Origin of the sequence: Trichormus sp. NMC-1 (genome assembly GCF_001858025.1) — a bacterium.
Classification (GTDB): domain Bacteria; phylum Cyanobacteriota; class Cyanobacteriia; order Cyanobacteriales; family Nostocaceae; genus Anabaena.
Genome location: NZ_LZQD01000001.1, coordinates 604989 through 625785 on the forward strand (window position 1 = coordinate 604989; position 20797 = coordinate 625785).

14 protein-coding genes are annotated in these 20797 nt (G+C 40.3%); 5 read left to right on the top strand and 9 right to left on the bottom strand.

Features of this window, described 5'->3' with window-relative positions:
* The first annotated feature begins 20 nt into the window (after positions 1-20).
* Positions 21-932, top strand: a complete 912-nt coding sequence (locus tag A9Y75_RS02665; RefSeq protein ID WP_071187958.1) for an ADP-ribosylglycohydrolase family protein — start codon at positions 21-23, stop codon at positions 930-932.
* Between the two features lie 72 nt (positions 933-1004).
* Here A9Y75_RS02665 and A9Y75_RS27185 read toward each other — a convergent pair whose 3' ends face one another.
* On the bottom strand, positions 1005-1229 hold the full coding sequence (locus A9Y75_RS27185) for a hypothetical protein (protein ID WP_143046347.1): 225 nt from the start codon (positions 1227-1229) through the stop codon (positions 1005-1007).
* Between the two features lie 155 nt (positions 1230-1384).
* On the opposite strand from A9Y75_RS27185, the gene A9Y75_RS02670 reads away from it, so the two are divergent.
* Together A9Y75_RS02670 and A9Y75_RS02675 are read left to right on the top strand one after the other, a co-directional pair.
* Entirely contained in the window at positions 1385-3982 is a 2598-nt protein-coding gene (locus A9Y75_RS02670) for an HD family phosphohydrolase (RefSeq protein WP_071188798.1), read from the top strand.
* Between the two features lie 166 nt (positions 3983-4148).
* Positions 4149-5291, top strand: coding sequence for a cold shock domain-containing protein (locus A9Y75_RS02675; protein ID WP_236721310.1), 1143 nt, complete (start codon positions 4149-4151; stop codon positions 5289-5291).
* A 134-nt stretch (positions 5292-5425) separates the two neighbouring features.
* On the opposite strand, the gene A9Y75_RS02680 is transcribed toward A9Y75_RS02675, so the two are convergent.
* The 3 genes from A9Y75_RS02680 to A9Y75_RS02690 form a co-directional block, all read right to left on the bottom strand.
* On the bottom strand, positions 5426-6661 hold the full coding sequence (locus A9Y75_RS02680) for a DUF445 domain-containing protein (protein WP_071187962.1): 1236 nt from the start codon (positions 6659-6661) through the stop codon (positions 5426-5428).
* Positions 6662-6790: 129 nt separating this feature from the next.
* Positions 6791-7480 (bottom strand): bifunctional demethylmenaquinone methyltransferase/2-methoxy-6-polyprenyl-1,4-benzoquinol methylase UbiE, encoded by a 690-nt coding sequence (ubiE, locus tag A9Y75_RS02685; protein WP_071187964.1) that lies wholly within the window; start codon positions 7478-7480, stop codon positions 6791-6793.
* A gap of 339 nt (positions 7481-7819) precedes the next feature.
* Positions 7820-8773 carry a response regulator gene (locus A9Y75_RS02690; RefSeq protein ID WP_071187965.1) on the bottom strand — a complete coding sequence of 318 codons (954 nt, stop codon included), beginning with the start codon at positions 8771-8773 and terminating at the stop codon, positions 7820-7822.
* A 177-nt stretch (positions 8774-8950) separates the two neighbouring features.
* On the opposite strand from A9Y75_RS02690, the gene A9Y75_RS02695 reads away from it, so the two are divergent.
* A complete protein-coding gene (locus A9Y75_RS02695) occupies positions 8951-10036 on the top strand; it encodes a RuBisCO accumulation factor 1 (RefSeq protein WP_071187967.1) in 1086 nt (361 codons plus the stop codon).
* A 46-nt stretch (positions 10037-10082) separates the two neighbouring features.
* Here the strand turns inward: A9Y75_RS02695 and A9Y75_RS29280 are convergent, their stop codons facing one another.
* Positions 10083-11933 (bottom strand): glycosyltransferase family 39 protein, encoded by a 1851-nt coding sequence (locus A9Y75_RS29280; protein ID WP_236721311.1) that lies wholly within the window; start codon positions 11931-11933, stop codon positions 10083-10085.
* Positions 11934-12032: 99 nt separating this feature from the next.
* Here A9Y75_RS29280 and A9Y75_RS02705 point away from each other — a divergent pair, with 99 nt between their 5' ends.
* Entirely contained in the window at positions 12033-14462 is a 2430-nt protein-coding gene (locus A9Y75_RS02705) for an ATP-dependent helicase (RefSeq protein WP_071187969.1), read from the top strand.
* A gap of 175 nt (positions 14463-14637) precedes the next feature.
* Here the strand turns inward: A9Y75_RS02705 and A9Y75_RS02710 are convergent, their stop codons facing one another.
* The 4 genes from A9Y75_RS02710 to A9Y75_RS02730 form a co-directional block, all read right to left on the bottom strand.
* On the bottom strand, positions 14638-16194 hold the full coding sequence (locus A9Y75_RS02710; protein WP_071187970.1) for an NAD(P)H-quinone oxidoreductase subunit N: 1557 nt from the start codon (positions 16192-16194) through the stop codon (positions 14638-14640).
* Between the two features lie 410 nt (positions 16195-16604).
* The gene (locus A9Y75_RS02720) at positions 16605-17399 is read right to left on the bottom strand and encodes a PAS domain S-box protein (RefSeq protein WP_236721312.1); all 795 of its coding nucleotides are present in this window, start codon (positions 17397-17399) and stop codon (positions 16605-16607) included.
* A gap of 306 nt (positions 17400-17705) precedes the next feature.
* Entirely contained in the window at positions 17706-19568 is a 1863-nt protein-coding gene (locus tag A9Y75_RS02725; RefSeq protein ID WP_071187974.1) for a CheR family methyltransferase, read from the bottom strand.
* A 306-nt stretch (positions 19569-19874) separates the two neighbouring features.
* Positions 19875-20504, bottom strand: coding sequence for a chemotaxis protein CheB (locus A9Y75_RS02730; RefSeq protein WP_071187976.1), 630 nt, complete (start codon positions 20502-20504; stop codon positions 19875-19877).
* Positions 20505-20797: the final 293 nt, after the last annotated feature.

Sequence of the window (20797 nt, forward strand, 5' to 3'; positions counted from 1 at the left end):
ACTCCAAAATCCTAAATTGTATGCGTTATTCTCTCATAAATCGAGTTAGAGGTGCTTTCCTGGGAGCATTCATAGGGGAAAACTTAGCTAGACAGAATCCTAGTGCTTTAGGTAAAATGGCGATTCTGGGTAGCGAAAGTTTAATTGCCTTAGGTAAATTAGATGTAGATGATTGGTTAAAGCGTTACCAACAAGCATCTGTAGAGTTAGAAACCAGTGATATTGCTTGGGGAGAAATAATTTTAGCCACCTTACCAGTGGCAATTTTTTATCACGAAGATAATATTAAGCTTAAACATAACTTGCAGCAAGTATTACAAATTTGGAAGACTGAGCCGATATTACAAGATGCTGCTTTAGTTATAGGATATGCGATCGCACAATCCCTCACAGAAAAACTTCACCCCCTGACGCTCATTCCCCAAACAATTTCCTTTCTGGAAGAAACATCAACTTCTGTACCACAAAATTTAATAAAAGTCAATAGCTTACTGCAACAAGGGGCAAGATTAGAACAAGTGCGAGCCGAATTGAGTAAGCAAGAAGAACTGAGTCACAATATTGCATTAGCCTTTTACTACTTTTTGAGTACATTAGAAGACTTCCGGCTGACAGTTTTACGGGCAACTCATCAAGACCATGATCGGCGGACAGAACACTGCTCTTTAAAGTCACAATTCATCAGTGCAATTACTGGGACATTATCAGGCGCATATAACAGCACAGCAGGTATTCCTGTAAATTGGCAGGTTTTATTCTCAGGTACAAAGCCAGCATGGGGCAACAGTAATTTTACTCAGATATTAGAATTAGCCGATGCACTGGTAGCAGTCTGGGCAGGGGTTTATAACCTTGACCCAGAAAAAAGTGTATTATCAGACTTGGCTTTGCTACCAATATTTGCAGCGCCTCGCGTCATTCGCCCGCGATAAAAAATCATTGTCTGGCAATAGCATTTGATATACATTGGGAAATCAACTGGTACAATTCACACAAGCCAAAGCTTAATAAGCAAAGGAGTTTGAAGAAGACACGGGGGGACACGGGGACACGGGGACACGGGGAAAGAGGGACGCGGGGACACGAGGATACTGGGATACTGGGAAAGAGTTGACTGCCATAAGACAATCTCTCTTTCTCACCGCGTCTCCCCATCTCCCCATCTCCCCATCTCCCCATCTCCCCATCTGGAGCGTCACCGTGTCTGTATTTCCCCAGTCCCCAGTCAAGATTTCCTAACTTGAGGTGTCTTTCTTTTTCCCACCCGTTGTTGATGACTTGGTAGTTGACTTAGTTTTAGAATTCGTTGATTTACTGGTCTTGCGAGTAGATTTGGAATTGTCTTGTTTTGGGTTATCAAAGTAAGCAACTAGAGCCAAAGGCAATGAAAACGCAGCAATTTTTGCAATCTTTGACCCATCAATTAACGCAATGGCGCAGACAGTACAAAGTGTTATGCCGTAAAGTAAAGTCGCAGGCTGTGGTTAGCAGGGGTCAACGCCATAAACAGGAAGTCTACAGAATTATCCTCAAAAATCTACTCCTGTATTTATTACCAAATACTGCTGACAGCGGACATAGACAACGAAGACAAGCACCTAAATCAACTGCAAAATCTCTTAAAAATAATGTTTTCAGTTGGGTACATGAACAACGTGCTTCCGTAATTTTGGCCATTGCGATAGTATCCCTCACAGGTGTTATAGGGCATGAATTATACAATCAGCCCCAGATGAAAGTCGGCACGATTGCACCACAGACATTTATTGCTCCCCAGAGGGCAAATATAGAAGATCATAAACAAACAGAAGCCGAGCGCAAAGCAGTTAAAACAAATTCCGCCCCGGTGTTGATGGTTGATGCCCAAAAAAATGAACAAATCTACGCACATTTACACCAAGTTCTCAATAATGGCAATGAAATTCGTGCTGTTGCTGGGTCTTTTCCCTTTTTCGATATTTCAGTTTTGTCTATACCTAGCCAGCGCTACCTCCGTTCTTGTCTGGAATCAGAATGGCAAAAGTTATTAGTAAATTTAGACAATCTTCAAAAACAACACTTTAAATTGTCGATACCCCAGCCGAGTCCAGCGGCTAGACAAACACCTTCTACCTTATCTACTCCAACACTTCAGCAGGGAAGTCATCATCTTGACTTTAATCAAGCGCTGGCAGAACTAGCAGCTTACCGCTTCACAACATTAGAAAAAGACACGTCTTCACTCATTACCCAAATATCCCAAACGAGGGAAAGATATGCCCAAGCTATCACTAAAATTTCGCAAATAGAGGATGAAGGTTCAGAAAGAGTTTATGCGGCAACATCTCTATTGGAATTATCAGATGAAGACTGGACAGAAACCCAAAGGGGAATTTATCAAAGTGCAGAACGAATACTCACCCAAGGGCTACCCTCTGGACTACCACGTCGTATTGTAGAGGATGCGGTCAGCCTACAAGTGCAAATCTCTGTACCTGAAGAAGCAGAATCCTTAGCTACTAAAGTTTTGGTAACTGTACTGAAGCCAAATCTGAAACAAGATGAAGCAGAAACGAAACAACAGGCTCAACAAGCAGTTGAGAAGGTTTCATCTGTAATGGTAGAGGTGCGCCAAGGGGAGGTGATTGTCAAAAAGGGAGAACGGATTACAGAATGGAAATTTAATGTACTGGAGCATTATCACTTGATTCGCCGACAGGTAAATTGGCTGGGTTTGATAGGATTGGCAGGCTTGGTTAGCGTCGCTATTGGCATTTTTATGTGGGTAGAACGACGGATTGGCAGCCAGTTGCGAGAACGCGATCGCTTATTGATATTGTTGCTGGCTGTCAGTGTCCCTAGTGTCATAGCAATCGGTGTGCCATATACTACTTGGAGCGCCATTGGTTTATTGTTAGGTAGTTTCTACGGATCGACTTTGGCTGTGACAGTTGTAGGGCTGTTATCGCTAATACTACCAGTAAACATAGAAATCAGTAAAATGGCGCTGCTGGCTGGTATGGCGGGGGGAATCTTGAGTAGTTGTGTAGCACAAAGATTGCGATCGCGTGAGGAACTGGCATTATTAGGTATTTTTATTGCTTTAACCCAAGGGGGTATTTATTTATTTCTAAATATAGTTGTTGGTGCAGCATTCCGTTCTGGCTGGTATCTCGTCCTCCAAGAGGCAGCTTTTTTCGCTTTATCTGGTTTGGTGTGGAGTATTATCGCTTTGGGGTTAAGTCCTTATTTGGAAAAACTGTTTGATCTAATTACCCCTATCCGCTTGGCAGAATTGGCTAATCCTAACCGCCCTTTGTTAAAGCGACTGGCTACGGAAACGCCGGGAACTTTTCAACATACTTTGTTAGTTGCGACTTTGGCTGAAGCTGCGGCGAAAAAACTCCGCTGCAATGTCGAGTTAGTCAGGGCTGGGACATTATACCATGATATCGGAAAAATGCACGACCCTTTGGGATTTATTGAAAATCAAATGGGTGGTGCAAATAAACACGATACAGAAATTAAAGATCCTTGGAAAAGTGCAGCGATAATTAAAAAGCACGTTACCGAAGGCTTGGTGATGGCAAAAAAACATAGTTTACCCACAGCAATTCAGGCTTTTATTCCCGAACATCAGGGAACAATGGCGATCGCTTATTTTTATCACCAAGCCCAGCAAATGGCGAAGAAAGATCCTACTCTAAAGGTAGACAAAGCTGATTTTTGTTATGATGGACCGATTCCCCAATCACGGGAAACAGGAATTGTCATGTTAGCAGATTCTTGTGAAGCGGCGTTGCGAAGTCTCAAAGATGCTACTCCAGAACAAGCATTAAATATGCTTAATAATATTTTGCGTGCTAAATGGCAAGATGAGCAATTAATAGATTCGGGATTGACAAGGGAAGAAATGCCAAAGATTGCCCAAATCTTTGTGGATGTATGGCAGCAATTCCATCATAAACGGATTGCTTATCCTAAATTAAAAGCTGGTAGTTAGCAACTGGCTAATAGTTGAGAGGTGACAGAGATCACTTGTTAAGGCTTCACTTAACTGCCACAATTGTGCGAAAATATATAATATCAAAATTTTTACACCTGAAACTGTGAGATTGTGCGGTTTTTGGGGAATTATATATTTACCACTTTTGAGAGATTTTCAGTCAATGAGCATGAGATTCACAGGTAAAATCAGAGCTATTAGTCTTAAAGAAGGTAAAACTGGTCTTGGATTTATTGATTCTGATAGACCAATACCTGGACATGAAGGCGACATACTTTTCTTCGGTGATAAGCTGATTGGTATCGGGATTGAATATGTAGAACGAGCAGATTTAGTAGAATTCAGTGTTACAGAATGGAAGAGAAAAGATGGCACTATACAAAAAATTGCTGAAGAAGTACGCTTCTTAAATAAGTCCATCAGCTTAACAGGTGTGATCAATTGGGTAAGTGTAGAAAAAGGCAACGGCTTTATCAAACCCGACAAACCATTAGACAATTTGAATAAAGATTTATTCTTCTTTAAGGAAGATTTAGAAGAAATAGAAATAGAAAATATTGCCAAAGGAGATAAGGTCGAATTTATAGTACAAATTATAAATTATAGAGATGGAAGAGTTATTAAATCAGTTAAAAATATTCGACTGCTTGCAGCTAAAGTTAATCAAACTACAGAATCATTAACTAATACACCCACTTCTGATATAGAATTAGTTACAAATTCACCAATTTCTCATATAAAATTAGTTTCAAATTCACCAACTTCTGATATAGAGACGTTAAATCTCAAATTAGTTAAGGAAAAAATTTGCTTATCATTGGGTAGTTACAAAACACTATCAGATCCATCAGAGTTTGAGGATTATACATTCATGATTCTCAGGCTACTTGGTATCCACAGCTTATATCAATATGACAAAAAAAACCAAGCTGGTAGAGCAGACGGTTTTTTCATAATTGGTAGCCTTGCAGTTATGTACGACTGCACTCTTAGAAATAATTTTGAAGAACACAAAAAAGAACAAATTGAAAATTATGTCAACAAATTGAAGAATTCTCAAATCACAATTGATTTCAGATTAACAGATGGCGGTGTTAGAAAAAAAACTCTGCAAATTCAAGGTAAAAATTGTCAGGTATGGATAATTAGTAAAAATATCACGAGGGAATTGTACGATGTTGACGGAATTCGGGTGAAAGAAGTTTCGATTCAAGATTTAATCAAAGTCTTTAATAAAAGACTCTATTCAGATGCTTTTGAAGAAGACGAACTATCTGCAAATCTAGCTGTAATAGATAAATCTTAATTTTTTCTAGGCTGTAACCTTGAAAATCTGTCGATTTACCCGATAGTGATAAAAGTGAGTTAACTTCTCCGTTACAAAACTTCATTACATATCCCTAACGGGACTGTAAGCACTATTACGAATTACGAATTATTTTAATATCGACTTAATATTAAAAATCCGACTTGAAATAAGCCGACAACAAAACCCAAAACTCCGCCTAAAGTCACAATTGCTTGTAATTCATTTTTAACAATTCCCTCAATTGCAGCTTCTAAATCAGCCGGTGAAGTTGACTTGACTCGATCCAGAATTACTTGATCTATAGATAAAATGGGGATTATTTCGGCGACAATTGCTTCTAAATCTCTTTCTAAATACCGTTCCAAAATCAAAGCCAATTCTTGAGAAACAACTTCCAAAGAAGTACTGACAACCGGGGAATTGCTCAATCGCTTCAGCAACACAACAGCAATATTTTCCCAATCGGCTGATTCTGTCAATTCTTGTAATAAACTGCTACCACTATTTTGCAAGTAATGACGAACACTATCCCTGGTAGTTTTTCTTAATTGACGGACTGTACCAATTGGTAAATTTTGGAAAGATAAATCTTGTAATAATTTTCTGAAGCGATCGCGCATTTGCAAATCTTGAATTAATTCTTGCAAGCGTTTATTACTAGCTTCTTTTTCATCTAAGCAAAATGTTCGTAACCTGGTGAGAGTATTGCGTAAACCAAATAGATTAGCGACTACCCAGTAAGTACCGCTGGTTTTTTCCCGAAAGCTGTCATCAATAGTTTGAATTGTCCGATCTGTTAAAAAATCAACTATTGCTTGTCTTAATATATCCGGTGGTAAAACAACTTGTAACAGCCAATCAGCTAACCTTGTGGATTGTTCTTCACTGAGTTGAAATTCCAGCAATATCTGATCAAAAATTTGGTTGATCTGCGTTTCTAAAAAATTCTCTTGTCGCGCCAAAACTTTGAGGAGGCGCGGTAATGACTCCCCTACTAAATCTCGTAAAATGCCGGCTACAATTTCGGCACTTTTTTGGTTTTTCTCACCTTGGAGTTGTTCCGTAGCCAGCCGCAATAACCAGAGAATTGCGCTTTGTACCCGTTCAGTTTGTAGGAGCCGTTTAGCCAGTTTTTGTAATTCATCTGGCGTTAACAGCGATCCCATGATGGTGTCAGAAATGTTTTTTGCCAAACGCTCCTGATTGCTGGGAATCAATCCAGGAGTAAACGGTACTTTTCGCCCCAGAACATAAATCGCTCGGTAGGGGCGAAATAACATTTTGATGGCTATATCGTTAGTGAAGTAGCCGATAACTCCACCCAGAATTGGGGGTGATACATAAAGCCAAAGATGAGACCAATCCACAGGATTTTGGATTAGGGAACAGGGAAATATAGATTAGGGATTGGGGAGATGGAAAGATGCTTTGACGCAAAGAATATTTTTAGTGAATATCTCTTTTTCTGCCTTTTGCCTTCTGCCTTCAATTACCAATCACCTAATTACTACTAATACTCCCATCATACCGTTAGATATGGGGTAGTGTGTGGCGTTGGTAAAACCGACTTGATAAGCTAACTCTACTTGCTCTGTACCAATGGGGAAGCGATCTAAGCTAGGACTGATATAAGCATATTCTTCCTTGACCCCTAAATTAGTGGCGATGGGAACGACTAAATTGTCCAAATACCATTGCTGAAAGAAGCGGATTGGTATATCCCCCGGTCGATGAAAGTCTAAAATTGCGGCTTTGCTACCAGGTTTGAGGACGCGATATATTTCTTGGAGACTACGGGGAATATCTTTGACATTTCTTAAACCATATCCCATTGTGACTGCATCAAATTGATTGTCGTCAAAGGGTAAATCGAGGACATCGGCTTCTAACCAAGCGATCGCTCTTTGGGAGTAACTTTTTTGGCGGCGTTCTTTGGCAGTTTCTAGCAGTTTGGGGGAGAAGTCTACTCCATAAACCTTTCCCGTCGCTCCTACCCGCCTTGCTAACCTAAAGGTTAAATCGCCGCTACCGCAACACAAATCCAAGCAAGTATCACCGGGTTTAGCTGCGCTCCATTTAACCGTCATTTCTTTCCAAATCCGGTGTTGTCCCAGACTTAACCAGTCATTGAGTTGGTCGTACACTGGAGCAATCCGGTCAAAAATTTCACGAATTTCATTACTCATATCATGTTCGCTTAATTACTTTATAACTTACGCAAAAGTAAGGAAAAAACGAACCGCAAAGACGCGTATCGCTAAAGCGTTCGCAAAGCGTGCCGTAGGCATAAGCTCCGCTAACGCGGTAGCGTTGCGTAGCAAAGAGCGCGTATCGCTAAAGCGAAAGCTCCGCTAACGCGTAGCGTCTCGAAGAGAAGGAAAGAGGGTTTAGAGAAATTTTGCGTAAGTCCTGTACTTATCAAAAAAACTCTTCTCATCAGAGCCTCAGAGCGTCCTCATCTTTTCGGGTCAGCCCTAATTATAAGTCTTTAACCGAACAGGATATCATCAGTCATTAGTCGTTAATCAATTCTGGGTTGAGAGACGGCTACTAGCAAGAGCGATCGCTACTAGTTCCACTGATAAATGAATTAGTTTCAGTTCATCTGCTCTTAAAGTGCAAGGTTCTTGCCACTGTAGTGATAATACTCCCAACATTTGATGCCGATAAATAATTGGGATGATTAAATGTGCTTTAACTCCAGCATCTTGGTAGTAACTCAGACTACTGAGACGAGAATCTTTAGATATATCTAGGGTTGATTGTATTTGACGAGTAGCGATCGCTTCCCTTGTCAATGGATCTTGGGAGAGCCAATTTTCCACAGTCCCAGTTTCACTGTAAATACCTTGCCCTACAGCCAGAACATTTGCTTCTATGAGTTGTATAATACAACCATTAGCTGTAAATGCCTCACTAAAAGCCTTGGCAATTGGTGCAAGAGTTTCCTCTAAGCTCGAAGCAGCTTGAGTTACTTCCACTAAAACAGTCAAAAGCTCCATTTGGGCATTGGCGCGGCGCAATTCTTCTGTTCGTTGTTTAAGCAAATCATAGGTTGCTGCTGCTCTTTGTACAACCTCCTTCAATTCTCCAGAGTCCCAAGGTTTGGTAATATATTTAAAGACTTGTCCGCTATTAATCGCCTCTACCAAATCTTCAATATCAGTAAATCCTGTGAGAATTATTCTGACTGTATCAGGAAATTGAGGTAAAGTCCTGCTCAGAAATTCAGTTCCTTTCATTTCTGGCATTCGCTGATCAGAGATAATCACCGCCACTTCCCCCTCTTGTTCCAACAATTGCAAAGCGCTCAAGCCACTCTCAGCTTTGAGGACATTAAAATCTCGGCGAAAGGTACGATAAAGTAGATCCAGATTATCTGGTTCATCATCAACTACCAGAATTTTCAGTTTTTTTGGACGTTCACGGGTACTTAATGGCGGAGGAACTTGATCAACTTCGAGATTGAGATTATTCATAAATTAATTTAATATCTTCACGTTTTTGTTATATTCCATACTAAGCTGAGTTGAGAAGACTCTATTAGTTATGAGTATTGAGAAATCAGTATTTTCCTGCGGACTAATTAGAATACATAAGACAGCAGCAAAGATGCTGGCAAGCTTAATATTTATTCATAGGAAAATCTCCAAATTATGACTGAACTATCTCCCAACGCCCAAAACCCTGAGAATGCTACGAACGATACAGCACAAGAATTACTAGTTAAGCTGAGACAAAAACAAGGTAACTGGGTGGAATGGGGAGTAGCCATTGCCTACCTACAAAAATCCGGTTACAATCCCCAAGAAATCTTTGAAGCCACTGGATTTGAGCCAATCCAACAAAATCAGTTAATTGTTGGTTCTCAAGTATATAGTTCTTTAGAAAAGTTTGGCGCGTCAGAGGCAACAAGAGCATACTACGGTATGAGAGCTAGTGATATTTTGTATGAACTACGCCTACTTGCACAAGAAGACAGGGCTGCTGCTGCTGATTTGATTTTTCTCCATAAACTCGATGTAGACGAGGTGAGAGATATTGCCAAAGCGCTGAAAGATTTTTCCCGTTTTTCTGCCCCACCAGTGGGTTTTACAGCCCATCCAGGGGATGCTGTAGCTTATCAAGTTTGGAAATTGGCTAGGCAAAACTCAGACTTACAACAGCGATCGCGTTTAATTGCTAAAGGGTTACGTTTTGCTCACTCAGCAACAGCCAGAAAACAAATAGAACAATTACTAATTGATTTTACCAACATTGCCAGCAAACCGGCACCAACTTTACCCTTTTTCCGACTAGAATCGGACGAAGATTTACCCCAGCTTGTACCTGTTGTGGGTGAGTTGCCGTTAACACCCAATGACGTGAAAGCTGTACCCATCATCACAGAAGTTGGTCCATTTAGAATTGTCAAATTTACCGGAGAACAAGCTTGGGTATCCTTACCAGGTTGGCACGTGCTACGCTCTGCTGAAGATCCGGTAGGAATTATTGCCAGTAGTGATATCTTCCCTAACCCCACCCACCTGAAAATAGAACCAGTGCTAGTTGTCATAGATCGCGCTCAAAGAGAATGGGATGCGTCTAGCTACTTTGCAGTTGATAATGGTGGGGAAATTGATTTTCAGTGGTTTGAAACTGCACCAGAAAATCAGCTATTAGGGAAAATAATTGTAATTTTACGTCCTAAGAAAGTTCTCGATGAAGACTTTACCAAGGATGCTTGGCAGATTGACGAATAGGGTTGGGTAATTGGTAATTGGTAACAAGAATTTTCCTATTGCCAAATCACGAATTACTACAGCGATAAAGCTGATAGGGAAATTGACCGATACGATAGTGCTGGGTAAGTTCTATATTACAAGTAATTTGCCCAGCCAGTGTCAACTGTGATGGGTAATCTTGTTTTCTCATTCCTGAGCCTACAAACCATAAATTCAACTGAGATACATCAGGTATAGAAAGTTGAGTCAACTTGTTACTCAAGTCAGAAAAATTAGGAGATTTATTTACAAAAGCCAAACTATCGGGATGTAATTTGCTTTTTATTTCATGACTTCTCACTTGTTCCAATGCCAAAGCAAAACTTAATCCTGCTGCGACATCTTGATAACTTTCATATCCTACAACTAACATCAATGGTATAGCCGGATCTCGATTCATATTTTGGGCAACTTGTTCAGGTTGAAAAGGTTTTTGGAATGCTAAATTAGAAACAACAAAAATACAACTGACGATACCAACTAGTAAAAAGATAAATTTTTGAATTTTCATCGAAGATGATACGAGGACGCAAAGATGCAAAGACGCATTAAATGCCCCGCATTCTCGTGTCCATAACGAAAGATTCAGAGGATTGAAATTGAGCGGGGTTACAATCGGAGTCAAATTTCTGTCTCCGTGTCCCCGCGTCTCCGTGTCTCCGCGTCTCTTTGTGAATTTCCCCAAGCTTGCTGCTAGTAGAGCGCAAAAACTAGGATAATAGACAAAGCTATAACGGGGAACAACAGTAATATCTTTACCTAATAAATAAGCAATCAAGAAAAATTGTAATAATACAAAAAAAGTAAAACTTAAAAGTGTGAATGTAGATAAATGAGTTGTATTATTAGACCAGAGTAATTTTAAATTAGGAAAGATTTGGAACCCAACCCAAATTGTAAACATCACCATTAAGAAACCACAAATAACTGCAATTAGTAAAGGCTGACTTTCCACTGGAAGTATAATTATCATTAATACCCAATGCATGAGAGTTTGATAGATAGGTTCAATGTGATGAGGAGATGGTAGCCAATTAGTTTCTGATTTGGGAAAATGGCTAAATATCATCAATAGGCAGGGAATAAAGCTAATCAAAACGCTGCTAATAGAAATAATTAAATATAGCCAGATTTGGGGTAATTTTAGGATAGTTGCTTTACCCCGATAAATCAGTGCGAATAGTGTAGCAAGTTCGGAGATAAAAGCGATCACAAAAAAGTAGTGAACATAAAGAGCCATACTATTAACAATTGCCCATAATAGCCAAACTGAAAATCTCAGATGCTGCTTTTCAAAGAGATCTCGTTGAATTTGGATGAGCAAAAATAATGATAAAATAATCAAAAGCATAGGTAGAGTGTAGTGCCTTGCTTCTTGAGAGAGGTAAACAGCAAAGGGAGATAACGCCATGAGCAATGCTGCCATAATTCCAGATGTGGGAGAAAAAGCAACACTATTAAGAGCATAAATGGCAATGATTGCAGCTACACCAAATAAAGCAGGGAGCGATCGCAATGTTGTCACCCATTCTATACCCAAAGGACTTATCCAGCCTAACCAACGGTACATTATGCAAAAAAACAGCGGTGGATGAGTAGAATAATTAGCAAGATTTTCTGCAATTTGAGCGCAACTAACACCGGGCTGAAAAGTAAAAATTTTCTGAACCTGGTTGAGAGGAAAAACTACATCCAAAGGCAAATCACGGTAATTTTTACCTAAACTGAAAATGGCAGTAATGATTTCATCCATCCACAGAGATTTTGAGTCTAAATGCCAAAATCGTAAGACAGTGCCAATGGCGATGGCTAGGCTCAAAGCAGGTAGCGCTCCTGCTAAAGTTAGATAATGTAGAAAAGGTCTGCAATTTATCATTACTGGCTGGAAGATTTGTAACTAAAAATGCACATAAATAATAAATCAATGTTGTTCATATCTGCGCTGTAATCATCAAAATCAAAGTCTAGATATTATATGTCAGAAGATAATTTTACAGTTACAGTTCCTCAAGAACCTCAAATTGAAGGGATGTTTCCACCATCATCTGTTGCTAAATTGCAAGATCATATAGTAGCCATTCGCGCCAGTTTGCGAACTGGACAAAAGCAGATGGCTGACTGGGAATCTGGTTCATTGGCTGTATCTGCTGTTCCTGGTGCTGGTAAATCAACAGGGATGGCTGCGGCTGCGGCAATTGCTATTGCGCGTCAGTATCAGCATTCTCGTTCCACAGAAAGCAATTATCGACGACAGTTGGTAGTTGTTACCTTTACCCGTTCCGCTGCTGCTAATCTTAAGTTAAAAATCCGTAAATATTTACGAGATGATTTATCTTTACCGCAAACAGGCTTTGCTGTTCATACCTTACATGGTTTAGCTTTAGATATTGCTATTCGTTATCCTGATTTATCAGGTTTGCAGTTAGAAAATATCACATTAATTACACCAAACCAAACTCACCGCTTCATTCGCACCGCTGTAGAACAATGGATTGCTAACCATCCCGAAAGTTATGGGCGTTTACTCAGAGGTAAGCAATTTGATGGAGAAGAAACAGAAAAATTACGTCGTCAGTCAGTACTGAGAACAGAAGTATTGCCAGATTTAGCTTATACCGTTATTCATGAAGCGAAAAGTTCAGGAATATTACCAGAAAAGCTGCATAAGTGGAGTCAAAAAACCACAGACACATATGGAATTTTGCAGGTAGCAGCGGGTTTGTATAAAGAATATGAAAAATTGATGCGTAACGGAAAATCATCGGAGATATCGCCAGAGTTTATTGACTACGACGATATGATTTTAGCCGCCTTGCGAGTTCTCGAAAATGATAGCGCCCGACGCATTGAACAGAATAAAGTTTTCGCTGTATTTGAAGATGAAGCCCAAGATTCTAGCCCATTGCAAACTCAGTTGTTAGAAATATTAGCGAGTGAAGCAGATAGGGAGAATTTAAATAAATCAGCACTGAATTTAATCAGAGTTGGTGATCCTAATCAGGCGATTAACTCAACTTTTACACCTGCTGATCCTATTTATTTTCGGGAATTTTGCGAAGATTGTCAAAAGACAGAACGACTGGCAACAATGGATCAAGCCGGTCGAAGTACGCAAATTATTATTGATGCAGCTAACTTTGCTTTGAAATGGGTAAATCATCAAGGTTTAGCAACAACTAAAAATGGACAAACACCATTTCTCAACCAGAAAATTCAACCAGTTAATCAAGCAAATGGAAATCCTCAACCAGTAGGAAAAGGATTAGAACTGTATACGCCTCTTGATATTCATCAAACAGTTGAATTACTTTCCCAAAGAGTAATTGAGTTATTTACACAAAAATCTGATTCCTGTGCGGCGGTGTTAGTGCGAGAAAATCGCCAAGGAAGATGGTTAGCGGAGGCTTTAGAACCGATATGTAAAGAGCATAAAATTCAACTTTACGACGTGGGAGAAAGGGAACGGCGTTCTCATGTACCCCAAGAAATTTTATCATTATTGCAATTTTGCGATCGCCCTCACTCCCCCGGAAAACTAAAAGCCGCCCTGGATGTACTTGTTCAACGTCAATTAATTCCTACCCAAGATATCAATACTCTCGCTAGTCTCCCAGAAGAATTTTTATATCCTAGTCCCTTAGCCGCACCCCAAACAGATATAGTCCAAAAAGCGGCTCATCTTTGTCGTAGTTTACTCCGCGCCCGTTTAGAACTTCCTTTGTATCAGATAATTTCTTTTTTAGCCTTAACCTTAAATTATGACCAAGCCGAATTAGCAACCGCTGACAAACTTGCAGAACGTGTAAACCAGCAACTATTTGGTAACACCTCAATGGGAGCAATGTTATCAGCTTTAAGTGAAATTGTCAGTTCCGAAAGATTTGAACCAGTAGACACAGAAAATGTAGAAGAACAATATACAAAAAAAGGTCAACTGACGATTATCACCATGCACAAAGCCAAAGGGCTAGACTGGGATTATGTGTTTTTACCTTTTCTGCACGAAAATCTCATTCCTGGTAAATTTTGGGTTCCTCCCCAAAGCCAATTTTTAGGTGATTTTACTTTATCAGAAGTCGCACGCGCCCAAATTCGTGCCGCACTCCATGAAAAAGCAGAAGGTATACCTGGTGTCAGCCAAGCTTGGGAACAAGCCAAGCACTTAAAAACCGCAGAAGAATACCGTTTACTCTATGTTGCCATGACCAGAGCCAAGCAGTTGTTATGGATGTCTGCGGCTCAACAAGCCCCGTTTACTTGGAATAAACCGCATAATTTACAAGCTTCACCTTCTTGTCCTGTATTTGCAGCTTTAAAGCGCCAGTTTCCCCAAAATGTAGTTATAGCAGGAGTCAGGAGTCAGGAGGGGCGAACGGCCGTTCGCCCGTACAGGAGTCAGGAGTAAAACCCTCTTGTAGTAGGAGTTTCATTATCAATTGATGTCCTAACCACCCTGTCCACGGCTATACCTAGAGAACTCCACAAAAAACATGATCCAATAGTAAGCGTGAAAATTTCCACAAACCATTAAAACAGGATCAATCATTCTATGGAGTTCTCCTATTACCTGTTACCGACAATTACTCTGCTTGTTCAGTAATAATTGCACTTGCTTGAGTACTGGCAATTTTTTCAGCTTGCAATATGGGAGTATTCGCAACTGAATTATTTGCTAAGGTAAACAACGGATTTGACAAAATTCCCGCTACAGTAGTAGCGATTAAAGTTGCGATCAAACCCACTTGTAAAGGTCTAAATCCAGGTAAATTCCAACGGATTTCGGGATAATTTTTCACCACGTCGGACATTTCTTGGGGTTCTTTGACTACCATCATCTTAACTACACGAATGTAGTAGTAGATGGAAACAACGCTGGTAACTAAGCCCAGCAAGACTAACCAGTAAAGACCGGCTTGCCAACCTGCCCAGAATAGGTAAATCTTCCCAAAAAACCCAGCTAGTGGGGGAATACCACCCAAGGATAAGAGAGAGATGCTTAATGCTAAAGTGAGAAGTGGGTCTTTTTGATACAAACCTGAGTATTCGGCTATTTGGTCAGTTCCTGTCCGCAAAGAAAACAGAATCACGCAAGTAAAGCCGCACAGGTTCATGAACAGGTAAACCAGTAGGTAAAATATCATACTGGAATATCCGGCATCAGTCCCAGCAATTAAGCCAATCATCACAAAACCTGCTTGGGCAATGGATGAATAAGCTAACATCCGTTTCATGCTGGTTTGGGCTAGAGCAACGACGTTACCCAACACCATACTCAGCACTGCAAGGGCAGTGAACACAAATCTCCATTCGTCGGCGACGAGGGGGAAAACTACTGTCAATAAGCGGATAGCAAGAGCAAAACCTGCTGCTTTGGAACCAACGGATAAAAAGGCAATGACTGGGGTGGGAGCGCCTTCATAAACGTCTGGTGTCCACTGGTGGAAGGGGGCAGCGGAGATTTTGAAACCAATGCCTGCAATCACGAAAACAAGGGCAATGACAAAACCAAGAGATTGACTGACGTTAGCGGCAGCGATACCATTAGCGATCGCACTCAGTTCTGTTTGTCCACCGGATAAACCATACAGCAGTGATACACCGTACAAAAATACTGCTGTACTGGAAGCTCCAATTAACAGATATTTCAGCGCCGCTTCATTGGAGCGAGGGTCACGCTTGGTATAACCTGTCAACAAATAAGAGGAAATACTCAGGGTTTCTAAGGAGATGAAAATCATCACCAACTCACTAGCACCTGATAAAAACATTCCTCCCAAAGTCGCAGTCATCAAAATGGCGATGAATTCTGCTAACGCAGTGCCACTCTGCTCAATGTAGCCAATTGACATCAGTATTGTCACAGCGGCAGACAAAGCAATGATACCGCGAAAGATAATACTGAGGTCGTCTCCATTAAAGCTACCAGTAAAGCCGATAGGATTGGTAGCATCCCATTGGAAGCATAGGGCGACAATTGCAGTTAGTAAACCTGCGATCGCTAGATATCCAATCCAGCGTGAAGATGTACGCCCCAAAATCAAATCCACAATCAAAACCCCCAAGAGGGTGATAATTACAATCCCCTCTGGTAAAATCGTTCCAGCATTTAACTGGGATGCAATATTAGCAAAATCCATGAGTTGTATAGGTTCTGGCGATTAGATATTAAGGCTAACTCTGTTCATTCTATCTATAGTTCTTGACCATAATTGCATTTATCCGTATATTTTAAAGTCTCTGATGCTGGTTAGAGATTAAACATAAAGAATTGTAATTATAAACATATAGATACACAATGCTTTGTTGTGGCGATAAACATTGAAAATTGCTCTCAACTAGTTAAATTTTTCCCAATCTATCCTCACTTGAAGAAGATACGGGGACACGGAGACAATCTCTCCGCGTCTTCCCCTCTCCGCGTCCTCTTCGGTCACTGACTGTTCTATAGTTGGCAAGAACACCTGAAATATTGTCCCTTTACCTACCAGACTCGATACTTGCACAAAGCCGTCGTGATTCTTGATAATACCTAAAACCGTTGACAACCCTAGTCCTGTACCTTTGCCAATAATGATTCTTTGTAGAAAAGTTCATGAGTTGTTTTACTTAAGCTTTCTTCTGTCGTCCAACCATATAAGCGTTCAGCCCCTTGGCTCCAGAATAAAATCTGGTTTTCCAAATCGCAGACAAAAATAGCATCAGTAGCAACATCAATTAAAGCCGCTTGTTCACGGATTTTCCGTTCCGCTTGTTTGCGATCGCTAATATCTCGTAACAGCCAGCGTAAACCAGTTACTTTGCCTGTGCGATCGCGTTCAATAACTGCCGTCACTTCAGCCGGAAAGTCTGTGCTACCTTTATTGTGAGATATGTGTAACTCGGTGATGCGGATTTGACCTTCTTGTTGCAACTGAAACATTAAGTTGCAAAAGTTTTGCCGTTCCTGTGAATGCACAAACACAGTCAGTGGTTTGCCAATTAGGTAAGAATGTCGGACATTCAGTAACTGCGCGGCGACATAGTTCGCTTCTTGGATGACACCATCCACATCCGTAACGAAATAACCATCGGGGGCAAAGTTGAATAAATCTAGGTATCGTTGGCGTTCAGCATCTACTTGCTGACGGGTAGCGATTAATTCCTCATTTTGCTGTTGTAGCTCTTCTACTAATACGTTTAATTCTTCTAAAGAAATAGAAATTTCAGCGATCGCTTCATTTAAAAGAACTGCGTGAGCATCTTGTGATCTACGTTGCTCTTCTGGTTGATTGGCACGTGTTAACAGATTATCTAGCCTTGTTTGAGCTACTGCCATCAGTTGCTCTAGATTTTGTTGTGTCATAGTAAAAATGCTTCTATGGTTTAACTAGATTGCCGCAAAAAACCAAACTACAGCAGGAGTCAGGAGTAAAACTGGCGAATGTGTATAGGTTTCAATTTAGATTCTGTACCTCATTGATCTGCAATCTGCTGTATAGGACTCCTATTTGATTTTTGAACTATACGTAGGGTGGGCAATGCCCACCGTATGCGGGTTTTGGTGGGCAATGCCCACCCTACTCGTTGAGAGAGGGAATTCTTAACAGGGAATTCTTAATTTTCCCCGCGTCCCCGCGTCCTCATCTCCCCATCTCCGTAATACGCCGACCTAGTTATTCTGCTGCCTTCGTTCTTCAATATCTTCGCTAGACATCATACTGTTAACTGCTTCTACATCTGCTATCATCACAACTGCTCCTTTCATATCTGTACCCCACATAGGAGTAATAGAAACGTAACATTTGATTTGTCTACCCCGACGGTTGATCCCATTTACAACCATTTCTTGAAATCCTTCTTTGCTGGAGAGAGTATCAAGAATGGGAGAGCGCAATTGCTCGATTGGTAAACCAATATCGAGGCTAAACAAGGAATTACCCACTACTTCATTGTTTCGCAACCCCCACATATCTTCAAGAAAATGATTCCAAACCAAAATAGTGAAATTTTGATCGATAACTAATATGCCTGTTTGTAGACTTCTGAGGATGCTGACTAAAACAACATTCGTTTGGTTTAGTTCTCTAGTCTTCTGGTTTAATGCATCATTAATGGACTGTAATTCTTCGTTAGTAAAATTGACTTCTTCGTTCATTGTCTCCAATTCTTCATTAGTAGATTGGAGTTCTTCGTTCATTGTTTCTAATTCTTCATTAGTAGACTGGAGTTCTTCGTTGGTTGTCTCTTGTTCTTGTTTAGAACGTTGTAAATCTTCTTGAAGCTGAATATAACTAGTAACATCCTCAAAGGTTATACTCACACCTGAAATTACATCATTATTATCTAATAAGGGTTTAACTCGCACATCTAGAGATTGAATTTCAGTATTAGACCAATATCTCGTTACATTAGGTATGATGATGGGACGGCGCTCGTTATAAACCTGGTCAATCAGCGATCGCAATTCTAGAGGGCGGTAAGATATTTCCAAATCTTGAAAGGTGCAATTCAAATCTTTATTTGAGAGATTGAATAAAATTTTGGACTGTTCGTTGATCATCACTAATTTATTATCAGTATCAACGACTATTTGGGCGATGGGTGTAGCATCAAACGCTAAATCTCGCAGACGCACTTGCTTAGATAAAAAATAGCTCGATTCCGCTTCTCCCGAATTTGCCATAAACAAGAGGCGCTCGCGTCTACTAGGTTGTGATGCTTTAGTAAATATACGGTTCTTTAAATCTAAAGGCGTAAACATATTAGCATACGTCAACAACATTTCCGCTTTACCCAAAAACAGATAACCTGTATCTTTCAAGGCAAAATGAAACCCTCTCAGAATCCGCCCCTGAGATTCCGAATTAAAATACATCAATGTATTGCGAGCAACCAACAGGTCTAAGCGAGAAATTGGGGCATCTTGCAACAAGTCATGACGACCAAAAATTACATTACGGCGTAAATCTGGCTGAAAAACATAACGGTTATTGATAACTTCAAAATATTTTTTCTGTAGGTGTTGTGGTACTAGATGGATATCTTTAGCTGAATATATAGCTTGCCGCCCTTGGTTGAGAGCTTCTTCATCTACATCAGTAGCATAGATTTTGACTCGATTGCGAAATTCTTCAGCCCCCAACATTTCCGTCATCAGCATGGCGATGGTGTAAGCTTCTTCACCAGAAGCACAACCTGCACTCCAAATCCTGATTTTGTCAGTTTTGTTCTTGCCTTGGATGATATTAGGCAAAACTTTCTCAACTATGGCTTCCCAAGCTACGGGATCGCGAAGAAAACTGGTGACATTGATTAAGATAATATTAAACAAATAATTGAATTCTTCTGGATGTACTTCTAAATAGTCTAAGTAATTTCCAAAAGCTTCTAAATTCAATGATTGCATTCGCTTGCGTATACGCCGCATCAAAGTCGAATACTTGTAACCTGTGAAATCAAAGCCCCGATTTTGCCGCAAATATACAAGTAGATTTTCAAATTCAGGATCTTTATCTTTTTCTATGTAATTCATAAAAAAATCAGCAATCAATCAGTACATAAATCATTACCAATTAGCGGATAAATTTAATTGTGGTAGATTCATCCTCTTGGTTTATTTTTTTTATTTATAGCCGTGGCCAGGGTGGTTAAGCTGTTGCGCTTTTAATTTGTATATCTAGGACGGGCAGGATGTCTAGCCCACAAGAGTTACATTAAATCATGCTATGCAAATTATAGGCTTTTTAGCTTAGGACATCAATTGATAATGAAAATCTCACTACAAGAGGGTTTTACTCCTGACTCCTGACTCCTGTACAGACGTTTCGCCGAAACGTCTCTACTGACTCCTGCTATAAACACCATCCATAACCAAACTCACCAGGGCTGGTGATATTTTATTTAAGGGCAAAATAAAATCTACATTACCGCTTTCAATGGCCGAGCCTGGCATTCCAAAAAATTCAGCCGTGTTTTCATCTTGAGCAATGACAGTACCCCCCATTTTTTTCACTGCTTGTACTCCCATCGTTCCATCACTACCACTACCAGTCAAGACAACAGCAATAGCACGGTTTTTGTAACTATCTGCAACTGATTCAAATAATACATCAGCCGATGGACGCGAGAAGTGTACCACTTCTGACTGTGATAAAGAAAGTGTGCCGTCACAGTTAACTAGCAGGTGTCTGTCGGGAGGGGCAATATAAACTGTTCTTGGGGTAAGCTGATCTCCTTCTTCTGCTTGCTTGACTTGCAACTCGGTACGTCGATCCAGAATATCAGCCATCAGTGAAGGATGACGGGGAGCGAGATGTTGCACAATAGCGATCGCAGCTGTAAAATCTGCGGGTAACGTCGATAGTACGGCACTCAAAGCATTTAACCCACCGGCTGAGGCTGCCATGGCCACAATATCAAAGGCGGCGTTATTAAAGTGGGGTAGATTATTCTTGGCATTGTCAGCCATTTTTTCCTTCTTCTTTAAATATTACTGCCAACTAAGTAGGTAGGCGTTAAGAATTGTCGTTGGGATAAGGCAGGGAGCTTTCTAGCAGGGGGAAAAAGGGTTTTATTCTGCTTACCTACTTACAAGCATCATATTTGATATTTAAAAACTTTTAAACCCAACAAAATCGGTCTATGTTGGATAATGCCCACCCTACGTATATTTTAAAAATCAAATATTAATCCTATATCTAGCATAGCCATCCTAAACCATTTATGAAAAAAAATCATAGTCATAAAGTTTAGTACTGTCAA